The following is an 18503-nucleotide window of genomic DNA, read 5'->3' as shown; positions in this document are numbered from 1 at the left end:
TCCGACGCCCTGCGCACGCACCCAGGCGACCAGCGCCTCATCTTCTGCCGCGGCGTAGACACCCCAGCCACCCGCGATGACCAATGTATCGCTGGCCTGTTCGGGCAACGGTTCGGCCAACAGCGCCAATCCCGCGGACGACATGACCGCCCCGCCACCGCTGGCAATCACCGTCGGTGCGTATGGCGGCGGCATACCCTGCTGGCGCGCAATGTCGTTGGCTGAGGCGAACACTTGCAACGGCCCGGTGACGTCGAGCAGTTGCACATTGGCGAACGCGAGCACATGAATGGTCTTGGGCATATTGGCGTAATTCGTGGAGTTATTGGCGTATACGCCAGATCCTACGAGTCTACTATCAAGCCGTCCACCCCACTGCGTGAGAAAAACACCATGACGTTGCAGATCGGTTTTCTGTTGTTTCCCCAGGTTCAACAACTGGACCTGACGGGGCCCTATGACGTGTTGGCTTCGTTGCCTGATGTGAAGGTGCATCTGGTCTGGAAGGATCTGGCGCCGGTCACTGCAAGTACCGGACTGGTGCTGAATCCGACCACCACGTTTGACGATTGCCCGGCGCTGGATGTGATTTGTATTCCCGGCGGCAGTGGTGTCGGGCCGTTGATGGAAGATGAAGTGACGCTGGCGTTCATCAAGGCTCAAGCGGCGAATGCGCGTTATGTGACGTCCGTGTGCACCGGAGCGCTTGTGTTGGGCGCGGCGGGATTGCTCAAGGGCAAACGCGCTACGACCCACTGGGCTTACCACGAACTGTTGAAGCCTTTGGGGGCGATTGCGGTAAACGACCGGGTGGTACGCGATGGCAATTTGCTGACCGGTGGCGGGATTACGGCCGGGATCGACTTTGCCCTGACACTGGCGGCGGAATTGTTTGATGAGGACACGGCGCAGTTGGTGCAATTGCAGCTGGAGTATGCGCCGGCGCCACCGTTTGCTTCAGGCAGCCCGCAAACTGCGCCTGCTGCTGTGTTGGCGGAGGCTCATCGGCGTGCGGCGCAATCGCTGCAGCAACGGACATTGATTACTGAGCGGGTGGCGGCGAGGTTGTAGTCGGCACTGCAGGACGATGCAAAACCTGGCTTCGAGCAAGATCCCTGTGGCGAGGGAGCTTGCTCCCGCTCGGCCGCGCAGCGGTCGTAAAAGTTTGGGGTCGCTGCGCAACCCAGCGCGAGCAAGCTCGCTCGCCACAAAAAACAAGGTGTGTCTGGTGTTTCGCAGGTGGGCATTTGCGATAGCGGTAGTTTTCGCCAGGCGAAAAAAAACCCGCCGAAGCGGGTTTTCCCAAGACCATGTCGACTCCCTGTCGGTAGCGTTCCTTGCTGATGGTCGATCATCCATGATCCCGAGGCACTTCCTGTGCCTCAGTTGATGGGCTCAGAATACGCATCGGATCCAATTTGTAACAGACGATATCACTACCATCGCGTGTAAGACATTCGCTATAACCCTGCTTCCGAAACCCCTTAATGGCCTTATGCCTCAAGTGCACAAGACGCCAATTTCGCGACCTGTAGCTGAGCTTCTGCACTCACGGTGTCGTTGTCTTCGAGAAACCAGGCGGCCGACAGTCCCGCAAACGCCAACACCCATTGCAGCAATCGGCGGCGTTCGAGGCCGGCGGCGTCTGCCACAACGTCTATCTGTCTTTGAAAGCGGCGAGGATCAGCGGCCGTCGGCAGGTCGGGGTTACAGATGAGGTTGGCGTAATCGAATCCGCGCTCACCGATCACGCGCTTGGGATCAATGGCCAACCAACCCCGCGGACCGAAATCCAGGACGTTGTCGTGATGCATGTCCCCGTGCAGTACCACCACATCCTGCGGGTCGGCCAGCAACGCTTGGGCGGTGGCGAGGCACAAGGCGTACGGGCCACCCTGCAGATCAGCCGCCCGGCGCAGCGACTTGAACCAAAGCGCCAGGGGCACCAGCGGCGGCGCAGGCAAGGATCGGGGTGTATGCAGCCGGGACAGCGCCATGCACAGGATCTGGCTGGCTTCGTCGTCCTGATTTTCGAGCGCCATGCGCATCAGTGAACGCGAGCCGATCGCCCGCTCCATGACCAACGCTTGCTCGTGATGGGCGAAAACCGGTGCGGCGCCCTCGCCGTCCCACCAGGTCATCAACTGGTTGCCGACCTGTTCGTCGGCATCCATCGCAATCTTCAACATCGCCGGTGCAGAGCCCATCCGCACCGGTAACAAGCGGCTGCCAGGCGTGATGATCGGCTCTCCGTCCGGCACCAGCGCCCAGCGTTTCAACCAGGGTTCAAACATGCAGCCTTTACTCTTCCTGACGGGCGTGGAGTTTGGCGTTGGTCTTCAAAAACTCTTCGATATTGCTCATCTGCTCATCCCAGCCACGGCTGTCCATACGGAACGCCTTGAGCCGACGGGCTTGGGGAATATGATCGAAACCCGATTCGGTGACCTTGAGCAGCGTGCCTTCATCCATGTCTTCAAGCTCGAACAACACAAGCGTGGTGGGCTCCTGGGAATAGTCGACGTCGGGCTCCACCGCGTAGGGATGCCAGCGAAACGAAAACACCCGTTCCGGCTCGACCCGCTCCACCAGCACGTTCCACAGCAGGTGCTCATAGCCGGGGTAGGTAATCTGCCCTTGGGTCCATTCACCGGCGACAAAGCGCTTGCCCTCCAGTGACACGCCAAACCACTGCCCGAATGCCTCAGCATGGGCGATCACCCGCCAAACGTGCGAACGCGGCACTTTGAGCAGGATTTTCCTTTCGATGCGATCTGATGCTGGGTTCATATGCCACCTCCTGTAATGAACAGTAGGCCTGTAAGACCACAAGACCCACCCTAAAGTTGTACCAACAGGCCGTTGCAATCAACCCTGTATGAAATGCTCAGCTGTGATTTCAGGGTAAGTTCCTGATTTACTTGGAAAAGTACCGCCTCGCCCGTCGGCATGAATCCGCAACCCCGTGAGAACGGGTCTAGACTCGAAACGTTCGCCTCAACGCTAAACCCAAGCTCGGGACGCCAATAATGCCGCTGACTCGAATCCTTACCTGCTTATCAATCGTGTGCCTCACCGCCTGCGCCACGTCCGTCAATCACTGGAGCCGGCCGGGCGCGACTCAGGCGGATGTTGATAAGGATAAATCCCAGTGCGAGTACCAGGCCAAGGCCGCGACGGCCAGTTACAGCAGCACGCCTTCGGACAAGAGTATGTCTGCAGCCGTGGGTGCCGGGGTGGGTGACGGGATTGTGGTGGCCGAGAAGCAGATCGACCTGGTTAACGATTGCATGCGTTTGCGCGGCTATACCGGCAACTGACCGTGCAAGCGTTCGTTACACTGCCTTCCACTTTTTGATGTCACAGCGAGAATCCCCATGACACCACGCTTTCTCCTGGCGCTGACGCCTTTGCTGTTCACTCACGCGGCCTTTGCCGTGGATTGCGACAACGCCACTGACCAGGCCACGATGAATCAGTGCGCAGCGCAGCAGAACAAGGCGGCGGACAAGGAACTGAATGCGCTGTATCAGCAGATCACCACGCGCTTGAAGAGCAATCCGGATGGCAAGAAGTTGCTGATCGGTGCTCAGCGTTCGTGGATTGCGTTTCGAGATGCGGAGTGTAAGTTTTCGGCGTCCTCAGTTGAGGGCGGGAGCGTGTACCCGTTGATCTACAGCAATTGCGTTACCGGGTTAACCAAGGCGCGGGTGGAGACGTTCAAGAATTATTTGAAGTGCCAGGAGGGGGATATGAGTTGTCCGGTGCCGGGGGTTTGATCCAGGCCCCCATCGCTAGCAGGCTAGCTCCCACAGTGGGTCTTCAGTGTGATCACAATTTTGTGAACATCATTGATCACCGTGGGAGCACAGCTTGCTCCGGGCGGCGTTCCGACGATAGCGTCGGATCAGACGCCGTCGTTAACGAGTAAACACTTGCGCCGTGGTGATCGCCATGTCCCCACCCGGCAGCTTGATACTGCCGATCTGTTTCATGGTCTCCGGGTCAAAGATCGCCACATCGTTGAACGTTCCGGACAGGTAGATCTTGCTGCCCTCCTTGTTGAAGGAAATGCAGTAGTAGGAATGATCAAGCGTCGCCGCCTGGAGCATTTTCTTCTCCTTGATATCGTACTTGGCCAGTCGGTTGAGCACGCCGAACATCAGGTTGGGATCCTTCGGCGAGCGCATGCCGCTGAAGTAGATTTCTGTCAGCGGGCCGAAATCGGTGGTTTCCGTCTTGCCTGTTTTCAGGTCGATGCTGAACAGTCCGTACAGGTAGTCGGCAGTGGCCGGGTCCTGCTTTTTATCCTTGAACTTCGCGGCGGTGTAGAGCAGCGAAAAGTCATGGCGATACGTCTGCTGGTTCCATACGTACAGCACATCCGGCGCGCTGTAGTTCGCTCGCTTCCAGTGCCGGCTGGGAATCAGCACATCGAACTTGCCGGTTTTCACATCAACCTTGTAGACGTCCGCACCTGCCACATACAACGTGCCGTCATCGCCACTCTGCATGATGGTCAACTGCCGCGGCGCCGGAAAACTGCGCACGGGTTTTGCGTCCATTCCGGCATCGGTGGCGTACACATCGAGCCGTGGCTGCTGCACTTCGTAGCGGTCGTTGAGCATCAAGGTGGGGTTGGCGATGGCGAACAATTCCTTGCCGTCATGGCTCAGGGTGAAGGCGAACATGGACTTCGCCTTTTCGCCCGGCTTCTGGGTGATGCTGGCGTGGAACACCTGTTTGCAGCTGTCCAGCTCGACCCCGTAGACGTCCGCGTAGTGATTGTTCAGCACATAGGCAGTCTTGCGGTCCGGCGATAGCTGCACGGTGCCTGGACCGAAGGCATCGGGCATCTTGCAGGTCTTCAACAGGGTATCGGTGGCCAGGTCGATGACGTGCAGGTTGTTCGGGTAGTTGGTGGTCACCATGTATTCGTGACCGGTTTCGAGCGCGGTGTTCTCATCGGCCATGACAGTGAGCGAACAGGCACTTAGGACGGCGAATGCGGCCAGGCCGCAGGCATTGATGCGAGGCATGCTGAAATCCTTCTGTTGACCGATCACTTGTCTTTTGGAAAGACAGTCCCGAGGTTGCGCCAGTTATCGTTGGACGCCTGGGCATCCTTGTTCCAGTCCGGGTAGGTGCTCATCATGTCGGGCACCTGGGCCGGCCACCAGCAAGGGTCGGAACACCCATAAAGATCGGCTTCCATCGGCTGACACAGCGAGGACACGCCGCCAAACGCATCGATTTCCCAACCGGGGTCGGTGGTCGAGGCGCAGCCGGCGATGGAACTCATCGCCACCACTTCTTCGATACGGTTTTCGGCCGCGGCCAGATCCATTTTCAACGCTTTATTGTTGATTGCCTTGAGATGTTTCATATCAGTGAGCCTTGCGCGGAGTGATGTAGCTGCTGATAAACGCAGGGTTGTGGGCCATGATCCGGGTGTAGACCTCGATGCCGAAATCGACCCAGTCACGCATCAGTTCGCAGTAGTGGTAGGTCGGGTGGGTCGGGTCGCCGTAACGGGCGTAGCTTTCGTGGTAGCAGCCGCCGGAACAGAGGTTACGGATCTGACAGTCCTCGCAACCGGTGTTGGTACGGTCCAGGCGCTGGGACAGGAAGTCGTTCAATTCCACCTGTTTGACGCCGCTGTGGACGTTGCCGAAAGTCGGTAATGACGAACCGGTAAAACGGTGGCACAGGTTCAGCTCGCCCTTGTGATCCACCGCCAGCATCTTCAGGCCCGCGCCGCATGGCAGGGCTTTTTTATGGCCTTCGTGGATGTCGGTAATAAGCTGGTGCAGGTTGGAGAACCCGATGTTGCGGTGCTCCAGCGCTGCTTCCAGATAGCGTCGGCCGAGTTTCTTCATGTTGGCGAAGACTTCGATCAGCTCGTCGCTGGACAGGTTGAACGTGCTGATGTCACCGGAAGTCACCGGCGCGAAACCGACCTCGGCAAACCCCAGTTCGTTGAACAGGTGATCCCAGATGGTTTCGACGTCGGTGACGCCGGTGGTCAGGGTGACGCGTGCGCCGACCGGACGGCTGTTATAGCGCGACAGCAGCATTTCAGCCTTGCGCCGAACGACGTCATAGGTGCCCTGCCCGCCGACGGTAATGCGGTTGCGGTCGTGCACGGTTTTGGGTCCGTCGATACTCACCGAGAGCCCGAAACGGTGGGCATTGAGGTAGTCCACGGTGTCTTCGGTCAGCAGCGTCGCGTTGGTGGTCATGACGAATTCGACGAACTTGCCCGCCTCCGAAAAGCGCTTTTCGCAGTAGTCGACCATGTACTCGATCAGCTTGCGATTGCTCAAAGGCTCGCCGCCGAAAAACACCACGGTAAAACGCTCTTCGTCCGGGGATTCGCGCAGCAGCATCTCCACCGACGCGATGGCTGTTTCGACATCCATTTTTTTGCCCGCGGACGGCTTGTCGAGGTCTTCCTTGTAGCAGTAGGTGCAGCTCAGGTTGCAGCCGGTGTTGACGTTGAGCACCACGGTGTTGATCGCGGTGCGTTCGACCCGTTTGGTGCCGATGTCCGGGGTCAGCGGTGAACCGTCGCTGACCAGTTCCAGGGACATCAACTCGCGCAGGGTCTCGGTAATTTCTTCGCCGTTGAAGCGCGCCGCCAGACGCTCGATCAGGTCTTCCGACGAGCAGCCGGGACCGCGCAAGGTGTCGATTATGGTGCCGGTGAGTTCGTCACTGGCGAACAGCGAACTGCTGGGAATGTGAAACAGCATGCGGTCGGCATCGACGTGCACTTCGTGCAGATTTCGCTCAACCAGATTCAAGATAGCGCCCATTGCAAACCTCCTGTGCAACCCCCGCTTCCGGGGGCTGCGGTCATTCCGAAAAAGTGTCTAAAACCGTTTGGGTCAGCCAACTCATGGAATGGGTGGATTGTTCCAGCGTTGCACGGTGACGATCATGTGGCCCTCGCCGGTCAGGGATTTTCCTGCGTCGTCGACGGCGGCGATCACCTTGAGGTTGCCGGCATTATTGGTGGACATTTTGCGCTGCGGGTTCGGCCCGGCATCGCCTGGGGTAAACACGCCCGCGTCGGCCTGCATGGTGCCGGCGAACTTGACGTCTTCGTCTTCCCTGGCGCGGTCGTCGAAGGCTTCAACTTTCCACTGTGCCGGGAATACACCGATGCGGTACGGCTTGCCGTCGGCACCCTTACCCCAGGCTTCAGCGTCAAAACGGCCCTGGACTTTCGGCGTCGATCCGCCGCCCTCGCCGATCCGTGCAACCGAGAATTCAGGCACGACCTTGACTGCATCGATCTTGCTGTACACCGACAGGCTCGGGCCTTTCAGCGTGCCAACCGTGACTGCGCGCACGCCTGGTTGGGCGTTGGCGGCGGCCTTGAGTCTGACCCTGATTCGCTCGGGGCTTTGCTCCAGCACTTCGACCACTTCAACACCTTTGCCGAAGTTCGGTTTGCCGCTGAGACCGCTGCCGATCAGGGTGACTTCGTTTTCGCTGCCAGCCTTCAGATAACCCGGTTGCACCGCGAGCAAACGATTGGAGCCTTGCCTGGCGGCGACGAAATCCAGGCCGCGTTCATCATGCTCTGCCTCGAACATCCGGCCTTGCATGGCGTTGCCTTGGGCGGCGAACACCTGGCGCATGGTTACGCCGTCGATGGTCACGTTGCCGCGCCATTCATAGCCGGTGTAGAGAATTGCGCTGCCGTCGCCATTGAACGGGCTGCCATCGGCGTATTGGCCTTTGACGCTGACCTTGAAGGTGTCGTTACCATCCGCCGTCACGCTCATGATTCCGGCCAGTTCGCCTTTGCCGGGCAAGTGGCCGCTGAAGCTCCAGTCGCCGACAAGCGCCTCGGCTTTTGGCGCCGTGGTCAGCCACTTTTTCCAGGCCGGGTTGTCCAGCGGGTAACGCTTGGCAAGCAGCGGCACCATTTCCTTGCGGGCCAGATCAAACCAGTCACGGTCCCGGGCCAGGGCCTGGTACTCGAGGGACGGCCATTGGCCGAGATGGAAGTTCACCAGACGCTCCCATTCCTGGGCCGGACGCCGTTGCAGGGCAACCCGCGCGCCGGAGTGGCAGCGACCGCACATCTGGCTGGTCTGGTCGTCGAATTTCTCGACGGTATTGAGCCGACGTTCCAGTGCGTAGCGCACGCCATCGGTTTCGCTTGGCGCCAGGCCCTGGGTGTCGGCCAGGTACTTGACCAGAGTGCGGCGGTCGTCATCGCTGATCTGCAGGCCATGCATGGTCTGCATCCGGGCGATACTCATCAGCCAGCCTTCCGGCGTTTTGCGCTGGTGGCTGATGCGGCTCAGCGCGTTATCGGCTTCAGGGGTATGACAGCCCTGGCAAGTTTCCTTGAGAATGGTCTGGGCATCGCGAGCTGCCAGGCTGTAAGGCGAATGCAGCGCGATACAGGTGGCCACGGCCAGCAGGCTGGCACTCAGGCCTGATCGGAGTTTTCTCTTCATCAACGTCGAACCTCGCACGGTGCTTTCTTATTTTTGTGGCTTATCGTTTTTATGGTTTCTGCCGCCGGCGGTGAACGCTGACGGAGGCAAGAGAAACGTCTGCGATGAGCAATACACGGAGCGTGCCAGCTTATGAATAGTGTTGTTTATCAGTTGGTTGTGGAATTTTTGTAGTGCTACCAGCGGGTGGCAGATGGCGTGTTGCGTTTAATATCGCGACATCTGTTGCACTCTGAGACAAGCATAGGATCAAGATCAAAAGATCACAGCCTGCGGCAGCTCCAACAGGGGGTGGATGCAGGGGCTGCCAGAGGCGGGGACTTTTTGATCCTGTTTGTCTCATCGCGTCGCAATTTGCGACGGCCGTTGCTCCTCCGGGTCTGTGCAGACCGCCCGCCTCCCCCGCTAAAACCAGGCGTGTGCGCCCAATAAACACAACTGGCACAACCGTTGCGAATGACCTCGTCACACGAACAAGACGAGGTTTCATCATGTCGCTTCCTGCTCTGCTTCCTGCCACTTCGGCGTTCATCCAGCGTGCGCCGCGCATGCTTATTGGCGGCGAATGGGTCGAGGCCGCTGACGGCCAGACCATGCCCCTGCACAACCCGGCCACAGGAGAGGTGTTGTGCGTGGTGCCACGTGCCACGCCGGAAGATGTCGACCGCGCGGTGCTTGCTGCCCGCCATGCGTTCGATGATTCGACCTGGACCCGCACTCGCCCCCGTGAGCGGCAGAACCTGTTATGGAAACTCGCCGACCTGATGCAACGGGACGCCGAACTGCTGGCGCAACTGGAGTGCCTGAACAACGGCAAGAGCGCTGCGGTTGCGCAGGTGATGGACGTGCAACTGGCCATCGATTTCTTGCGCTATATGGCGGGTTGGGCGACCAAGATCGAAGGCTCCAGCGTTGAAGTGTCGTTGCCGTTGATGCCGAACGATCAGTTCCACAGTTTCATTCGTCGCGAAGCCGTCGGCGTGGTGGGTGCCATCGTCGCCTGGAACTTCCCGTTGCTCCTGGCTTGCTGGAAGCTCGGTCCCGCGCTGGCGACCGGTTGCACCGTGGTGCTCAAGCCCGCCGATGAAACGCCGCTGACCGCGCTGAAACTCGCTGAGCTGGTGCTGGAAGCCGGCTATCCCGAAGGCGTGTTCAACGTGGTCACCGGCACCGGCATTACGGCTGGCTCCGCGCTGACCCACAACCCATTGGTGGACAAACTGACCTTCACGGGCTCCACCGCCGTGGGCAAACAGATCGGCAAGATTGCCATGGACTCGATGACCCGGGTCACGCTGGAACTGGGCGGTAAATCACCGACCATCGTGATGGGCGATGCCGATCTGAAGAGTGCCGCAGCGGGTGCCGCCAGCGCGATTTTCTTCAATCAGGGCCAGGTGTGCTGCGCCGGTTCCAGGCTGTATGTACAACGCAAGCATTTCGACAATGTGGTGGCGGACATCGCTGACATTGCCAATGCCATGAAGTTGGGTAACGGACTTGATCCGAGCGTCGAGATGGGCCCACTGATCTCTGCGCGTCAGCAGGAGCGGGTGTATGGCTACATCGAGAAAGGGCGCGAAAGCGGCGCGACGATTGCCTGCGGTGGCGAGCAGTTCGGACCGGGGTTTTTCGTCAAGCCAACGGTGATCGTTGATGTCGATCAGAAGCACTCGCTGGTGCAGGAGGAGATTTTCGGTCCGGTGCTGGTAGCGATTCCCTTCGATGATGAAGCCGATGCATTGCGCATGGCCAATGACAGCCCGTATGGGCTGGGCGCGAGTATCTGGTCGAATGATCTGGCGGCGGTGCACCGAATGATTCCGCGGATCAAGTCGGGGTCGGTGTGGGTTAACTGTCACAGCGCGCTGGACCCGGCACTGCCGTTTGGCGGTTACAAGATGTCGGGGGTCGGGAGGGAGATGGGGTATGCGGCGATTGAGCATTACACGGAGTTGAAGTCGGTGTTGATCAAGCTTTGATGGGCGGCGGGCTGTAAGCCGCTTTCGTCAAAGCGCCGCCCGGAGCAGGCCCGCATGGGTTCCAACGACGCAGAACCCATGTGGGAGCTAGCCTGCTAGCGGTGAGGCCAGGCAGGACAACTTGAATTTCAGGGTTTAAACCCCTGAGCCAATAACCAGCCGCGAATCATCCGCCCCTGCTCCACAGTCAATCCTGCCAACGCCTGCTCAGCCGGCTCGGTCTTCAACCGCCGCACTAAAGGCGCGAGCTCAACTCCTTGAACGTGCCAGATGCCCAGGGGTTGATCAGCGGTGATGACCACCTCAGCCTCGTCGACAAAACCATCCTTGAGCACCGGCGCGGTTGCGATTTTCAACGAACTGAAATCCACCTCGGCATGCGCAACTTCGGCATCCGGCCACTGCCGCCGAGCCTGCCAGAATGGCCGGTCCTGCCAGCGTTGCTCATCGGCATAGAAATCCCGACCGATCCGCGCGAATCGCAAGAACAGCTGCTCCACTCGCTGCTGATGAAACTGACGCGCCAACGCGGCTCGTTCGGGTTTACGCAGCAACGTGTTGATCACGGTCGGCGCCTGCAACGCTGATGACAACGATTGAAAAATCCCGTTGCCCGACAGCGGATCTACCGCCATCGCTGCGTCGCCAATTCGAATCCAGTGATCACCGCAGACCTGCGGGTTGAGAATCGCGGTGCTGCTGCGAGCATGCAGTTGCAGGTCGTTTTCCAGCCCATCGGCAAAAAACGCTCGAGCCACTGACGAATTCGAACGTCGCTGACGGCAGTAATCGAGTAACTGCGCTTTGCCCGGCAGATCGGCACTGGCCACGTCCACCGTCCATTGCCAGTAACACTGTCCGTCGGCCCGTCGTGCCATCCAGGCCCAGCCGTCCTCCAGGCTTTCCACAGCGCTGGCGGTGTCGCCTGGAGGGCCTTGCCAGCGATTGAGCAGACTGACCGTCTCCGGCCCGCGCAGGCCTTTGCCCAGCGCAGGTGCTTGACGACCGCGGGCTTCCACCAGGAAATCGGCGTTCAGTGCCTCATGTCCTTCAATTTCTATGCGATGACCTGCGGTTGACGGTTGAACGGTCAACACCCGTCCCTCGATCAGGTCTACGCCGGCAAGACGCAGGTCTTCACGCAGACCGCGGTCAAAACCCGGACGGTCCAATAGGAACTCGATATTTTGCGCATGCTGCTGGCCGTTCCACGACACCTGCCGTTGGGAAGGTAACGCCGCGTCTGCCAACGCCTGATTAAGCCCTGCACTTCGCAAGGCCTCCAGCACCCTGACGGACACCCCTTCAAGGGCTGCGAAGCGGCGCCATTCACTGATGAGCGCGACTGCGTAACCGAGTCGTCGCAGCCCCAAGGCCACTGCGGCGCCTGCCGGCCCGGCGCCGAGTACGACAATCCTGGTCATGCTCCGAAGCGCCTTTCAGGGCCACGGTAGTGGGCATTTTCACGCAGCCACTGGATTACCTGCTCATTACTCGCCGCCGGCTGCTCGACCAGGAAGCTCGCGATGTGCCCGCTCAACGCCGCGCACCCCAAACTCGCACCAGACTGCCCCGGATAGGTGCCATGCACACACGCGGCGAAATCCGCCTGTGCGCTGTTGAGCCACGACCATTCCTGCTCGGCGCAACGGGCATCGCCGGTCACCCGCAGCACCTGTGGATAATTCGCCGGGAAGACTCCTTCGCCCTGGGCCGGGCTCGACGCGCAGAGCAAAACGCCCTGCGCCACCGCCGCCGCGCAAGCTTCGCGCAACAGGCTGCGATCCTGGCGCAGGCCCAGGCTCAGATTGATCAGCCGCACGTTCTGCGTGACCAGCCAATCAATGGCCGTGGCAATTTGCAACGCACTGGTGACACCACGCTGGTCGAACACCTGACCGACGCAAAATACCGCCGCGGGAGCCCGTCGGCCGATCGCTTCGATCACCGCGCTACCGTGCCCCAGCGGATCGTCGCGCAACTCGCTTTCGACCAGCCCATCGTTCAACAGCGAGAAGCGTCGTCCGGCGATGACCTGCACCCTTTGCGCCGCCGAATGGCCGCTGTCCACCACACCGATTCGCAGTTCAGGCTTCATGCAGCACCGTCTTGGAGGTGAGTACTCCATCGAGCAATTCAAAGCGCAGATCGGCATCGGCCAGGGTTGAAGGACGGTGGCTGATGAGGATTCGTGTGCGTCCCGCAAACAGGTGGTCGATGGCTTCTATGACTTCACGCTCGGTGGCCTCATCCACCGCTGACGTCGCTTCGTCCAGCACCAGGATCAGCGGGTCCTGCAGCAGCGCCCGGGCAATGGCGATGCGCTGCTTTTGTCCGCCAGACAACTGCTGGCCACGCTCGCCCAACGGGCTGTCGAGACCTTCGGGCAAAGACGCGATGAGGCTGTCGAGCTGGGCCAGGCGGGCGACTTCAGCAATGGCTTCGCGGTTGGCGTCGGGCACGGCGTAAGCCAGGTTGTCAGCGAGACTGCCGCGAAACAGCACGATGTCCTGACTGACCACCGCAATCCGCCGACGCAGCTGGAACAGGTCCAGTTCGCGCAAATCGACGTCACCCAGCAGCACGCGGCCAGACTGTGGATCGTGATGCCGTTGCAGCAGGTCGATGAGCGTTGATTTGCCGACGCCCGAACCACCGCTCAGGGCCACTTTCAGGCCGTAGGGAATTCGCGCTTCGATGCCGCGCAAAGTGGTGGGCCGGCCGGGATGGCTGAAGTGCACATTGTCGAATCGCAATTCGCCCGAGGCAGGCATCGGCTTAGGCGAGTGAGGGGTGAGCACAGTCGGTTCTTCACCACGCAACTCCATCACCCGACCAAGGCTGACGGTCATCCGCTGAATGGCGACATAGAGCCCGAGCAGGCTCTGAACAGGTCCAACGGCCATACCGAGGTAGGTGGAAAAGGCGATCAATGCACCCAACTGCCAGGTGCCCTGCACCACCCAGTAACCGCCAATCAGAAATGCACAGGCGCGGGACAATGACGTCAGTGTGCCGGGCACGGCCTGGGTGAAAAATTCGGTGACCTGCAGGCGCAGCAACTGGCTCATGTAGCCCTGCCCCAGGGTTTCCAGGCGCCGCGATTCTCGCTGTTGCTGACCGGCGGACTGGATGAACTTCATCACGGGCAGTGTCTCGACCATGAACGAGGACATGTCCGCCGAACGCTCGCGCAACTGCCGCACATCCCGCTCGACCTTGCGCCGCATCCAGCGCAGCCACAGCACGTCGAGGGGAATCAGTATTAGTGCCAGCAAGGACAACTTCCACGACAGGGTCAATAACATGGCCACGGCGCACACCAGTCCGATCACGCTCGATACCGCCGAAAACAAGGAATCCACGGCGAAACGCTGGATTTCGGCGACATCACCGTCCAGGCGCGACATCAAATCGCCGATGCGCCGCTGACCGTAAAAACTCGGCGACAGGGTTTGCAAATGCCGGTAGAGGTCATCGCGCAGGGCAAACAGAATCCGCCCGGACAGTCGCGTGTGCAAGTATCGATTGATACCCGACAACGCTGTGCCCAGAAGGCCGGCGACAATCATCAAGCCGGCGATCAGCACCAGCATCGAGAAGTCGCGCGCGAGCAGGCCATCGTCGATGAGCAGTTTGGTCAGCCAGGGTTGCACCAATACCAGGAGCGAGGCGCAGACCGACAAACCGAGCAAACCGGCGATGGCCAAACGGTGCGGACGCACGAAACTGTAGAGCCAGCGAAGTGCCGCTTGCAGGGCTTCGGGGTTCTGGCTGTCGATCAGCCGGACGATCAGGCGCTGCATCACGAACGTAACTGTTTGAGCTTGCGATACAGGGTCGCGCGACTGATACCGAGGGCGTCGGCCGCGGCCGAGACGTTGCCTTGATGACTGTCCAGGGACTGACGAATCATTTCCAACTCGTTTTCGCGAATGCTACCCGATTGCGGACGCTCGCTGGCGGTCAACTCGTCGAGCATGCTGTCGGGCAGGTGGTCGAGGGTGAGTACGGTGTCACCCGGTTCGCGCATTGCCAGGGCGGTGCGCAGAACCATCTCCAGTTGGCGGATGTTGCCAGGCCAGTGATAGCCGCTGAGCAAACGGTTCAGGTCGTCATGCAGGAGGACGGTCGGTGCCTCCAGACGGGTGAGCAAGCGCGATACCAGCCCGTCGAAATCTTCACGTTCACGCAGCGCTGGAAGCATCACGCTGATGCCGTTGACCCGATAGAAGAGGTCTTCGCGAAAGTGTTTTTCTTCCACCAGACGCTTGAGGTCACGGTGGGTCGCACAGATGAGTGCGACGTCGATGTCCTGCTCCTCGCCCGCCCCCAGTGGCGCGACTTTTCGGTCCTGCAACACTCGCAACAGGCGGGCTTGCAGGGCCAGAGGCATGTCGCCGATTTCGTCGAGAAACAAGGTGCCGCCGTGGGCCTGCTGTAGACGCCCGATCATGCCGCCGCGACGAGAACCGGTGAAGGCGCCTTCACGGTATCCGAACAACTCCGACTCGATCAGGCCTTCGGGGATTGCGGCGCAGTTCACCGCGACGAAGGGCTTGTCGCAGCGAGTGCCGGCCATGTGCAGGGCACGGGCGATGACCTCCTTGCCGGTGCCGGTTTCGCCGAGCAGCAATACAGGGAGTTCATTGGCCAAACCTTGTCTGGCCATGCGCAACGCCTTGGCGTAACGGACATTGCTGCCGGCCAGGGACTCCAGATCTGGAGTGGGTTTGGCGGTTTTCGAGGCGCTGCGCGAGGGCGTGGTGACCCCGATCGAACGCTGTGGTGCGCGCAGGGTTTTGTAGAAGAATTCGCCTTTGGCAGTCTGCAGACTGCCGATGCCACCCTGATACAACCGCGACAGCAGTTGCAAGCCATCGACGCCGAGAAACTCTTCACAACGACGACCGACCAGCGCCGAACGCTCGGCGTGCAGCAACTGGCAAGCCTGGGCACTGACGGCGAGAATCTGTCCGCCGAGGCTCACCGCCAACAGGCCTTGCCAGGGAGATTCGAGGTACTGCCGACGACTGTGGAAAGCCAGGACAATTTCGTCAGCATAGCTGGCATTGAACACGCGGCTTTCAATCTGGCTGACCGCCATCGCCAACAGCGCAGTGCTGTCATGGACACGGCCGAGCGGACCTTCGCGAGTCAGGTCGAGCACGCCGAGGATGTCGCCTTGCGGACAATGAATGGGAACCGATGTACAGGAAAAGTCGGTGAGACGATCGAGGTAATGTTCGCCGCAATCGATCATCGTCGGGCGGGCTTCGACCAGTGCAGTGCCCAACGCATTAGTGCCGCGAGCGGCTTCGCTCCAGCAGGCACCCAGGGTAATGTCTTGCAGCCCACTGCCTTTGAGGCGATCAGCGCGACCTTCGACGGCAAGGATGGTGGCGTCGGAATTGGCCAGGATAATCAGGCCTTCCTTGCCTTGGCGTTCAGCGAGGTAGTCGATGGCGGGCAATGCAGCGTCAATCAGCAGTCGATTGCTGGCCAGCAGGACTTCCAGACTGGCGCTCGATTCCAGCGCGAGCTCGTGCTTGCCATTGAAATGCACGCCATGGCCGAGGCTGCGGCGCCACGACGCGTCGATTTCCGCGCGCAATACGCCGTCGGGGACTTCGCCCTCCAGATGAAGTTTTTCCCGGGCCAGCCGGGCTTCGTGGTGCAGCTTGGGGGATGTGGTTTTTATTAGCGTCATCAAGCGCTCCGGATCGGTCCGCTTTGCGCTTATTTTAGTTCAGCGCCCTGCCGCAATCTTTACGTTAACGTCAGGGGGATGGCAAGTGCCTTATGGCACTTGCGTTGAACTTGGTAGAACGGCAGATCGTTCTTCATCGGATCGCTGCATTGACTGATCAGACGTGAGGGTCGCCCGGGACTTTGCTCGGTGTGGCGTACTGCGGTTTCAGGTGACCGTCTTGATCGAGTAGCCAGGCATCCATGATCTGGCGCACCACGGGACCGGCAACGCGACCGCCCGCCTCACCGTTTTCGATCATCACCGAAATGACAATCTTCGGGTGTTCAGCCGGGGCAAAACCTACGAACAATGCGTTATCGCGGTTGCGTTCCAGGGTTTTCGCCCGGTTGTAGCGTTCGCCCTGTTTGATCGCGACCACTTGGGCCGTACCGCTCTTGCCGGCGATGCGGTATTGGGCACCCGCCGCTGCGGCTCGAGCAATGCCGCGAGCGTCGTGCATCACCATCTGCATACCGTGATTGACCTGTTCCCAATCACGCGGATCCTTGAGCAGAATATTCGGCATTGGGTGTTCGTCCACGGGGGCAACACCGTCCACGGTCTTCGCCAGATGCGGTCGGTTCCAAACGCCTTTGTTAGCGATCAGCGCCGTGGCCTGAGCCAGTTGCAGGGGTGTGACTTGCATGTAGCCTTGACCAATGCCGAGGATCACCGTCTCCCCCGGGAACCATGGCTGGCGGCGCGTCGCGCGTTTCCAGGCCTGGGAGGGCATCAGGCCGGCTGATTCTTCGAACATGTCCAGAGAGACTTTCTCGCCGAGTCCGAACATCGCCATGTAGTCATGCAGGCGGTCGATACCCAGTTTGTGGGCCAGATCGTAGAAGTAAGTGTCGTTGGAACGCATGATCGCTGCGTCCATGTCCACCCAACCGTCGCCGCTGTGGTTCCAATTACGGTACTTGTGGTCGAAATCCGGAAGCTGGTAGTAGCCCGGATCGAAGACACGGGTCTGTGGAGTTACTACACCTGCGTCAAGACCAGCGATGGCCACTTCCGGCTTGATGGTTGATCCGGGCGCGTAGAGCCCCCGCAGGACGCGGTTGAAGAGCGGTCGATCGATGGAATCGTGCAGCGCTGCGTATTCTTTGAAGCTGATACCGGTGACGAACAGGTTAGGGTCGAAGCTCGGCTTGCTGACCATCGCCAGCACTTCACCGGTGGATGGATCCAGCGCGACGACGGAACCTCGACGATCACCCAGCGCTTCCTCGGCGGCCTCCTGAAGTTTGACGTCGAGGCTCAGGACGATGTTTTTGCCGGGAATTGGATCAGTGTGCTTGAGCACTCGCAGCACTCGACCTTGCGCATTGGTTTCGACTTCCTCGTAACCTACGTGGCCATGCAGTTCCGATTCGTAGAACTTCTCGATGCCGGTCTTGCCGATCGATTGGCTGCCGCGGTACTCCACCGTATCCAGGGCTTTGGATTCTTTCTCGTTGATCCGGCCGACATAGCCGATTGAATGCGCGAAGTGTGCGCCCATGGGGTAGTGGCGAACGAATTGCGGTTCTACATCGATACCCGGCAGACGAAACTCGTTTACCGCCAGCACTGCGATTTGCTCTTCACTGAGTTCATAGAACAGGGTCACGGGCACGAATGGGTGCCGGGCTTGCTTCATCGCCTTGTCGAACAATGTGCGATCGTCTGCAGGCAGGTGCAGTAGGTTTACGACCTCATCCAGCTCTTCCTTGATATCAGAGGCGCGCTCGCGAGTGATGGTCAGGTTGAAGCTGGGTCGATTGTCCGCCAGAACTACACCATTGCGATCGTAGATCAGCCCTCTTGTCGGGGTGATCGGCAATACATGCACGCGGTTATTTTCAGAAATCGTGGAGTGGTAGTCAAACTCGATTACTTGCAGGACATACATGCGCACAACCAGTGCGCAGGTAATTGCGACCACGAACAAGGCGCAGGCCATGAGTCGCTTGTTGACGAGGCGCGTCTCTTTTTCGTGGTCTTTGATGGGTATCGGTTCAGGCATTTCTGCAGCGGCTCTTTGACTTTGAAAGGAAGCCTGGTCCGCTGGCTTTGGAAATCAGTCCATTAAAAAACGAGCTGCACCATACCAAAAACTGCGCGCGTGATTTAGTTCGATTTCCTCTAACGGCCGGCCCTGTAGGCCAAAATGAAGGCCGGGCCACTTTCCTGCGGACAAAACAAAACCCCTGTTCGCGTTAGCAAACAGGGGTTTCGGAATTTAATCTTGACGATGACCTACTCTCACATGGGGAAACCCCACACTACCATCGGCGATGCATCGTT

General features: G+C 59.7%; 15 protein-coding genes and 1 pseudogene. 4 read left to right on the top strand and 12 right to left on the bottom strand.

What is annotated here, in order from left to right; translation table 11 throughout:
- Positions 1 to 303: pseudogene (locus tag GBC55_RS27905) on the bottom strand (AraC family transcriptional regulator); the annotation flags it as partial.
- 90 nt (positions 304 to 393) lie between these two features.
- On the opposite strand from GBC55_RS27905, the gene inhA reads away from it, so the two are divergent.
- Positions 394 to 1071: an isonitrile hydratase gene (inhA, locus tag GBC55_RS27900; protein WP_162440826.1), complete on the top strand. Its 678-nt coding sequence runs from the start codon at positions 394 to 396 to the stop codon at positions 1069 to 1071.
- A 422-nt stretch (positions 1072 to 1493) separates the two neighbouring features.
- Here inhA and GBC55_RS27895 read toward each other — a convergent pair whose 3' ends face one another.
- Positions 1494 to 2294 (bottom strand): aminoglycoside phosphotransferase family protein, encoded by an 801-nt coding sequence (locus tag GBC55_RS27895; protein WP_162440825.1) that lies wholly within the window; start codon positions 2292 to 2294, stop codon positions 1494 to 1496.
- Positions 2295 to 2301: 7 nt separating this feature from the next.
- A complete protein-coding gene (locus tag GBC55_RS27890; protein WP_162440824.1) occupies positions 2302 to 2790 on the bottom strand; it encodes an SRPBCC family protein in 489 nt (162 codons plus the stop codon).
- Between the two features lie 239 nt (positions 2791 to 3029).
- Here GBC55_RS27890 and GBC55_RS27885 point away from each other — a divergent pair, with 239 nt between their 5' ends.
- Together GBC55_RS27885 and GBC55_RS27880 are read left to right on the top strand one after the other, a co-directional pair.
- Positions 3030 to 3320, top strand: coding sequence for a hypothetical protein (locus tag GBC55_RS27885; RefSeq protein WP_162440823.1), 291 nt, complete (start codon positions 3030 to 3032; stop codon positions 3318 to 3320).
- Positions 3321 to 3377: 57 nt separating this feature from the next.
- Positions 3378 to 3779: a lysozyme inhibitor LprI family protein gene (locus GBC55_RS27880; protein ID WP_162440822.1), complete on the top strand. Its 402-nt coding sequence runs from the start codon at positions 3378 to 3380 to the stop codon at positions 3777 to 3779.
- 141 nt (positions 3780 to 3920) lie between these two features.
- Here the strand turns inward: GBC55_RS27880 and peaD are convergent, their stop codons facing one another.
- The 4 genes from peaD to peaA form a co-directional block, all read right to left on the bottom strand.
- The gene (gene peaD / locus GBC55_RS27875; RefSeq protein WP_162440821.1) at positions 3921 to 5039 is read right to left on the bottom strand and encodes a quinohemoprotein amine dehydrogenase subunit beta; all 1119 of its coding nucleotides are present in this window, start codon (positions 5037 to 5039) and stop codon (positions 3921 to 3923) included.
- 23 nt (positions 5040 to 5062) lie between these two features.
- Positions 5063 to 5386 (bottom strand): quinohemoprotein amine dehydrogenase subunit gamma, encoded by a 324-nt coding sequence (gene qhpC / locus GBC55_RS27870; RefSeq protein ID WP_162440820.1) that lies wholly within the window; start codon positions 5384 to 5386, stop codon positions 5063 to 5065.
- A gap of 1 nt (position 5387) precedes the next feature.
- Positions 5388 to 6818: a quinohemoprotein amine dehydrogenase maturation protein gene (gene peaB, locus GBC55_RS27865; RefSeq protein WP_162440819.1), complete on the bottom strand. Its 1431-nt coding sequence runs from the start codon at positions 6816 to 6818 to the stop codon at positions 5388 to 5390.
- Positions 6819 to 6899: 81 nt separating this feature from the next.
- The gene (peaA, locus tag GBC55_RS27860; protein WP_162440818.1) at positions 6900 to 8480 is read right to left on the bottom strand and encodes a quinohemoprotein amine dehydrogenase subunit alpha; all 1581 of its coding nucleotides are present in this window, start codon (positions 8478 to 8480) and stop codon (positions 6900 to 6902) included.
- A 491-nt stretch (positions 8481 to 8971) separates the two neighbouring features.
- On the opposite strand from peaA, the gene GBC55_RS27855 reads away from it, so the two are divergent.
- Positions 8972 to 10462, top strand: coding sequence for an aldehyde dehydrogenase family protein (locus GBC55_RS27855; protein ID WP_162440817.1), 1491 nt, complete (start codon positions 8972 to 8974; stop codon positions 10460 to 10462).
- A 128-nt stretch (positions 10463 to 10590) separates the two neighbouring features.
- Here the strand turns inward: GBC55_RS27855 and GBC55_RS27850 are convergent, their stop codons facing one another.
- The 5 genes from GBC55_RS27850 to mrdA all read right to left on the bottom strand — a co-directional run bounded on the left by GBC55_RS27850 (position 10591) and on the right by mrdA (position 18222).
- Positions 10591 to 11886: a tryptophan 7-halogenase gene (locus GBC55_RS27850; RefSeq protein WP_162440816.1), complete on the bottom strand. Its 1296-nt coding sequence runs from the start codon at positions 11884 to 11886 to the stop codon at positions 10591 to 10593.
- Entirely contained in the window at positions 11883 to 12560 is a 678-nt protein-coding gene (locus GBC55_RS27845; protein ID WP_162440815.1) for a S8 family serine peptidase, read from the bottom strand. The genes GBC55_RS27850 and GBC55_RS27845 overlap by 4 nt, the downstream gene beginning before the upstream one ends.
- A complete protein-coding gene (locus tag GBC55_RS27840) occupies positions 12550 to 14268 on the bottom strand; it encodes an ABC transporter ATP-binding protein (protein WP_162440814.1) in 1719 nt (572 codons plus the stop codon). The genes GBC55_RS27845 and GBC55_RS27840 overlap by 11 nt, the downstream gene beginning before the upstream one ends.
- Complete coding sequence (locus tag GBC55_RS27835) at positions 14268 to 16172, bottom strand: sigma-54-dependent Fis family transcriptional regulator (protein ID WP_162440813.1); 1905 nt, start codon at positions 16170 to 16172, stop codon at positions 14268 to 14270. Before GBC55_RS27835 ends, GBC55_RS27840 begins: the two co-directional genes overlap by 1 nt.
- A 157-nt stretch (positions 16173 to 16329) precedes the next feature.
- Positions 16330 to 18222, bottom strand: coding sequence for a penicillin-binding protein 2 (mrdA, locus tag GBC55_RS27830; protein ID WP_162440812.1), 1893 nt, complete (start codon positions 18220 to 18222; stop codon positions 16330 to 16332).
- Positions 18223 to 18503 lie beyond the last annotated feature (281 nt).

Origin of the sequence: Pseudomonas sp. TNT3, assembly GCF_010095445.2 — a bacterium.
Classification (GTDB): Bacteria; Pseudomonadota; Gammaproteobacteria; order Pseudomonadales; family Pseudomonadaceae; genus Aquipseudomonas.
The sequence above is the reverse complement of the archived record's forward strand: the minus strand, read 5'-3'. Positions and strand labels throughout refer to the sequence as shown.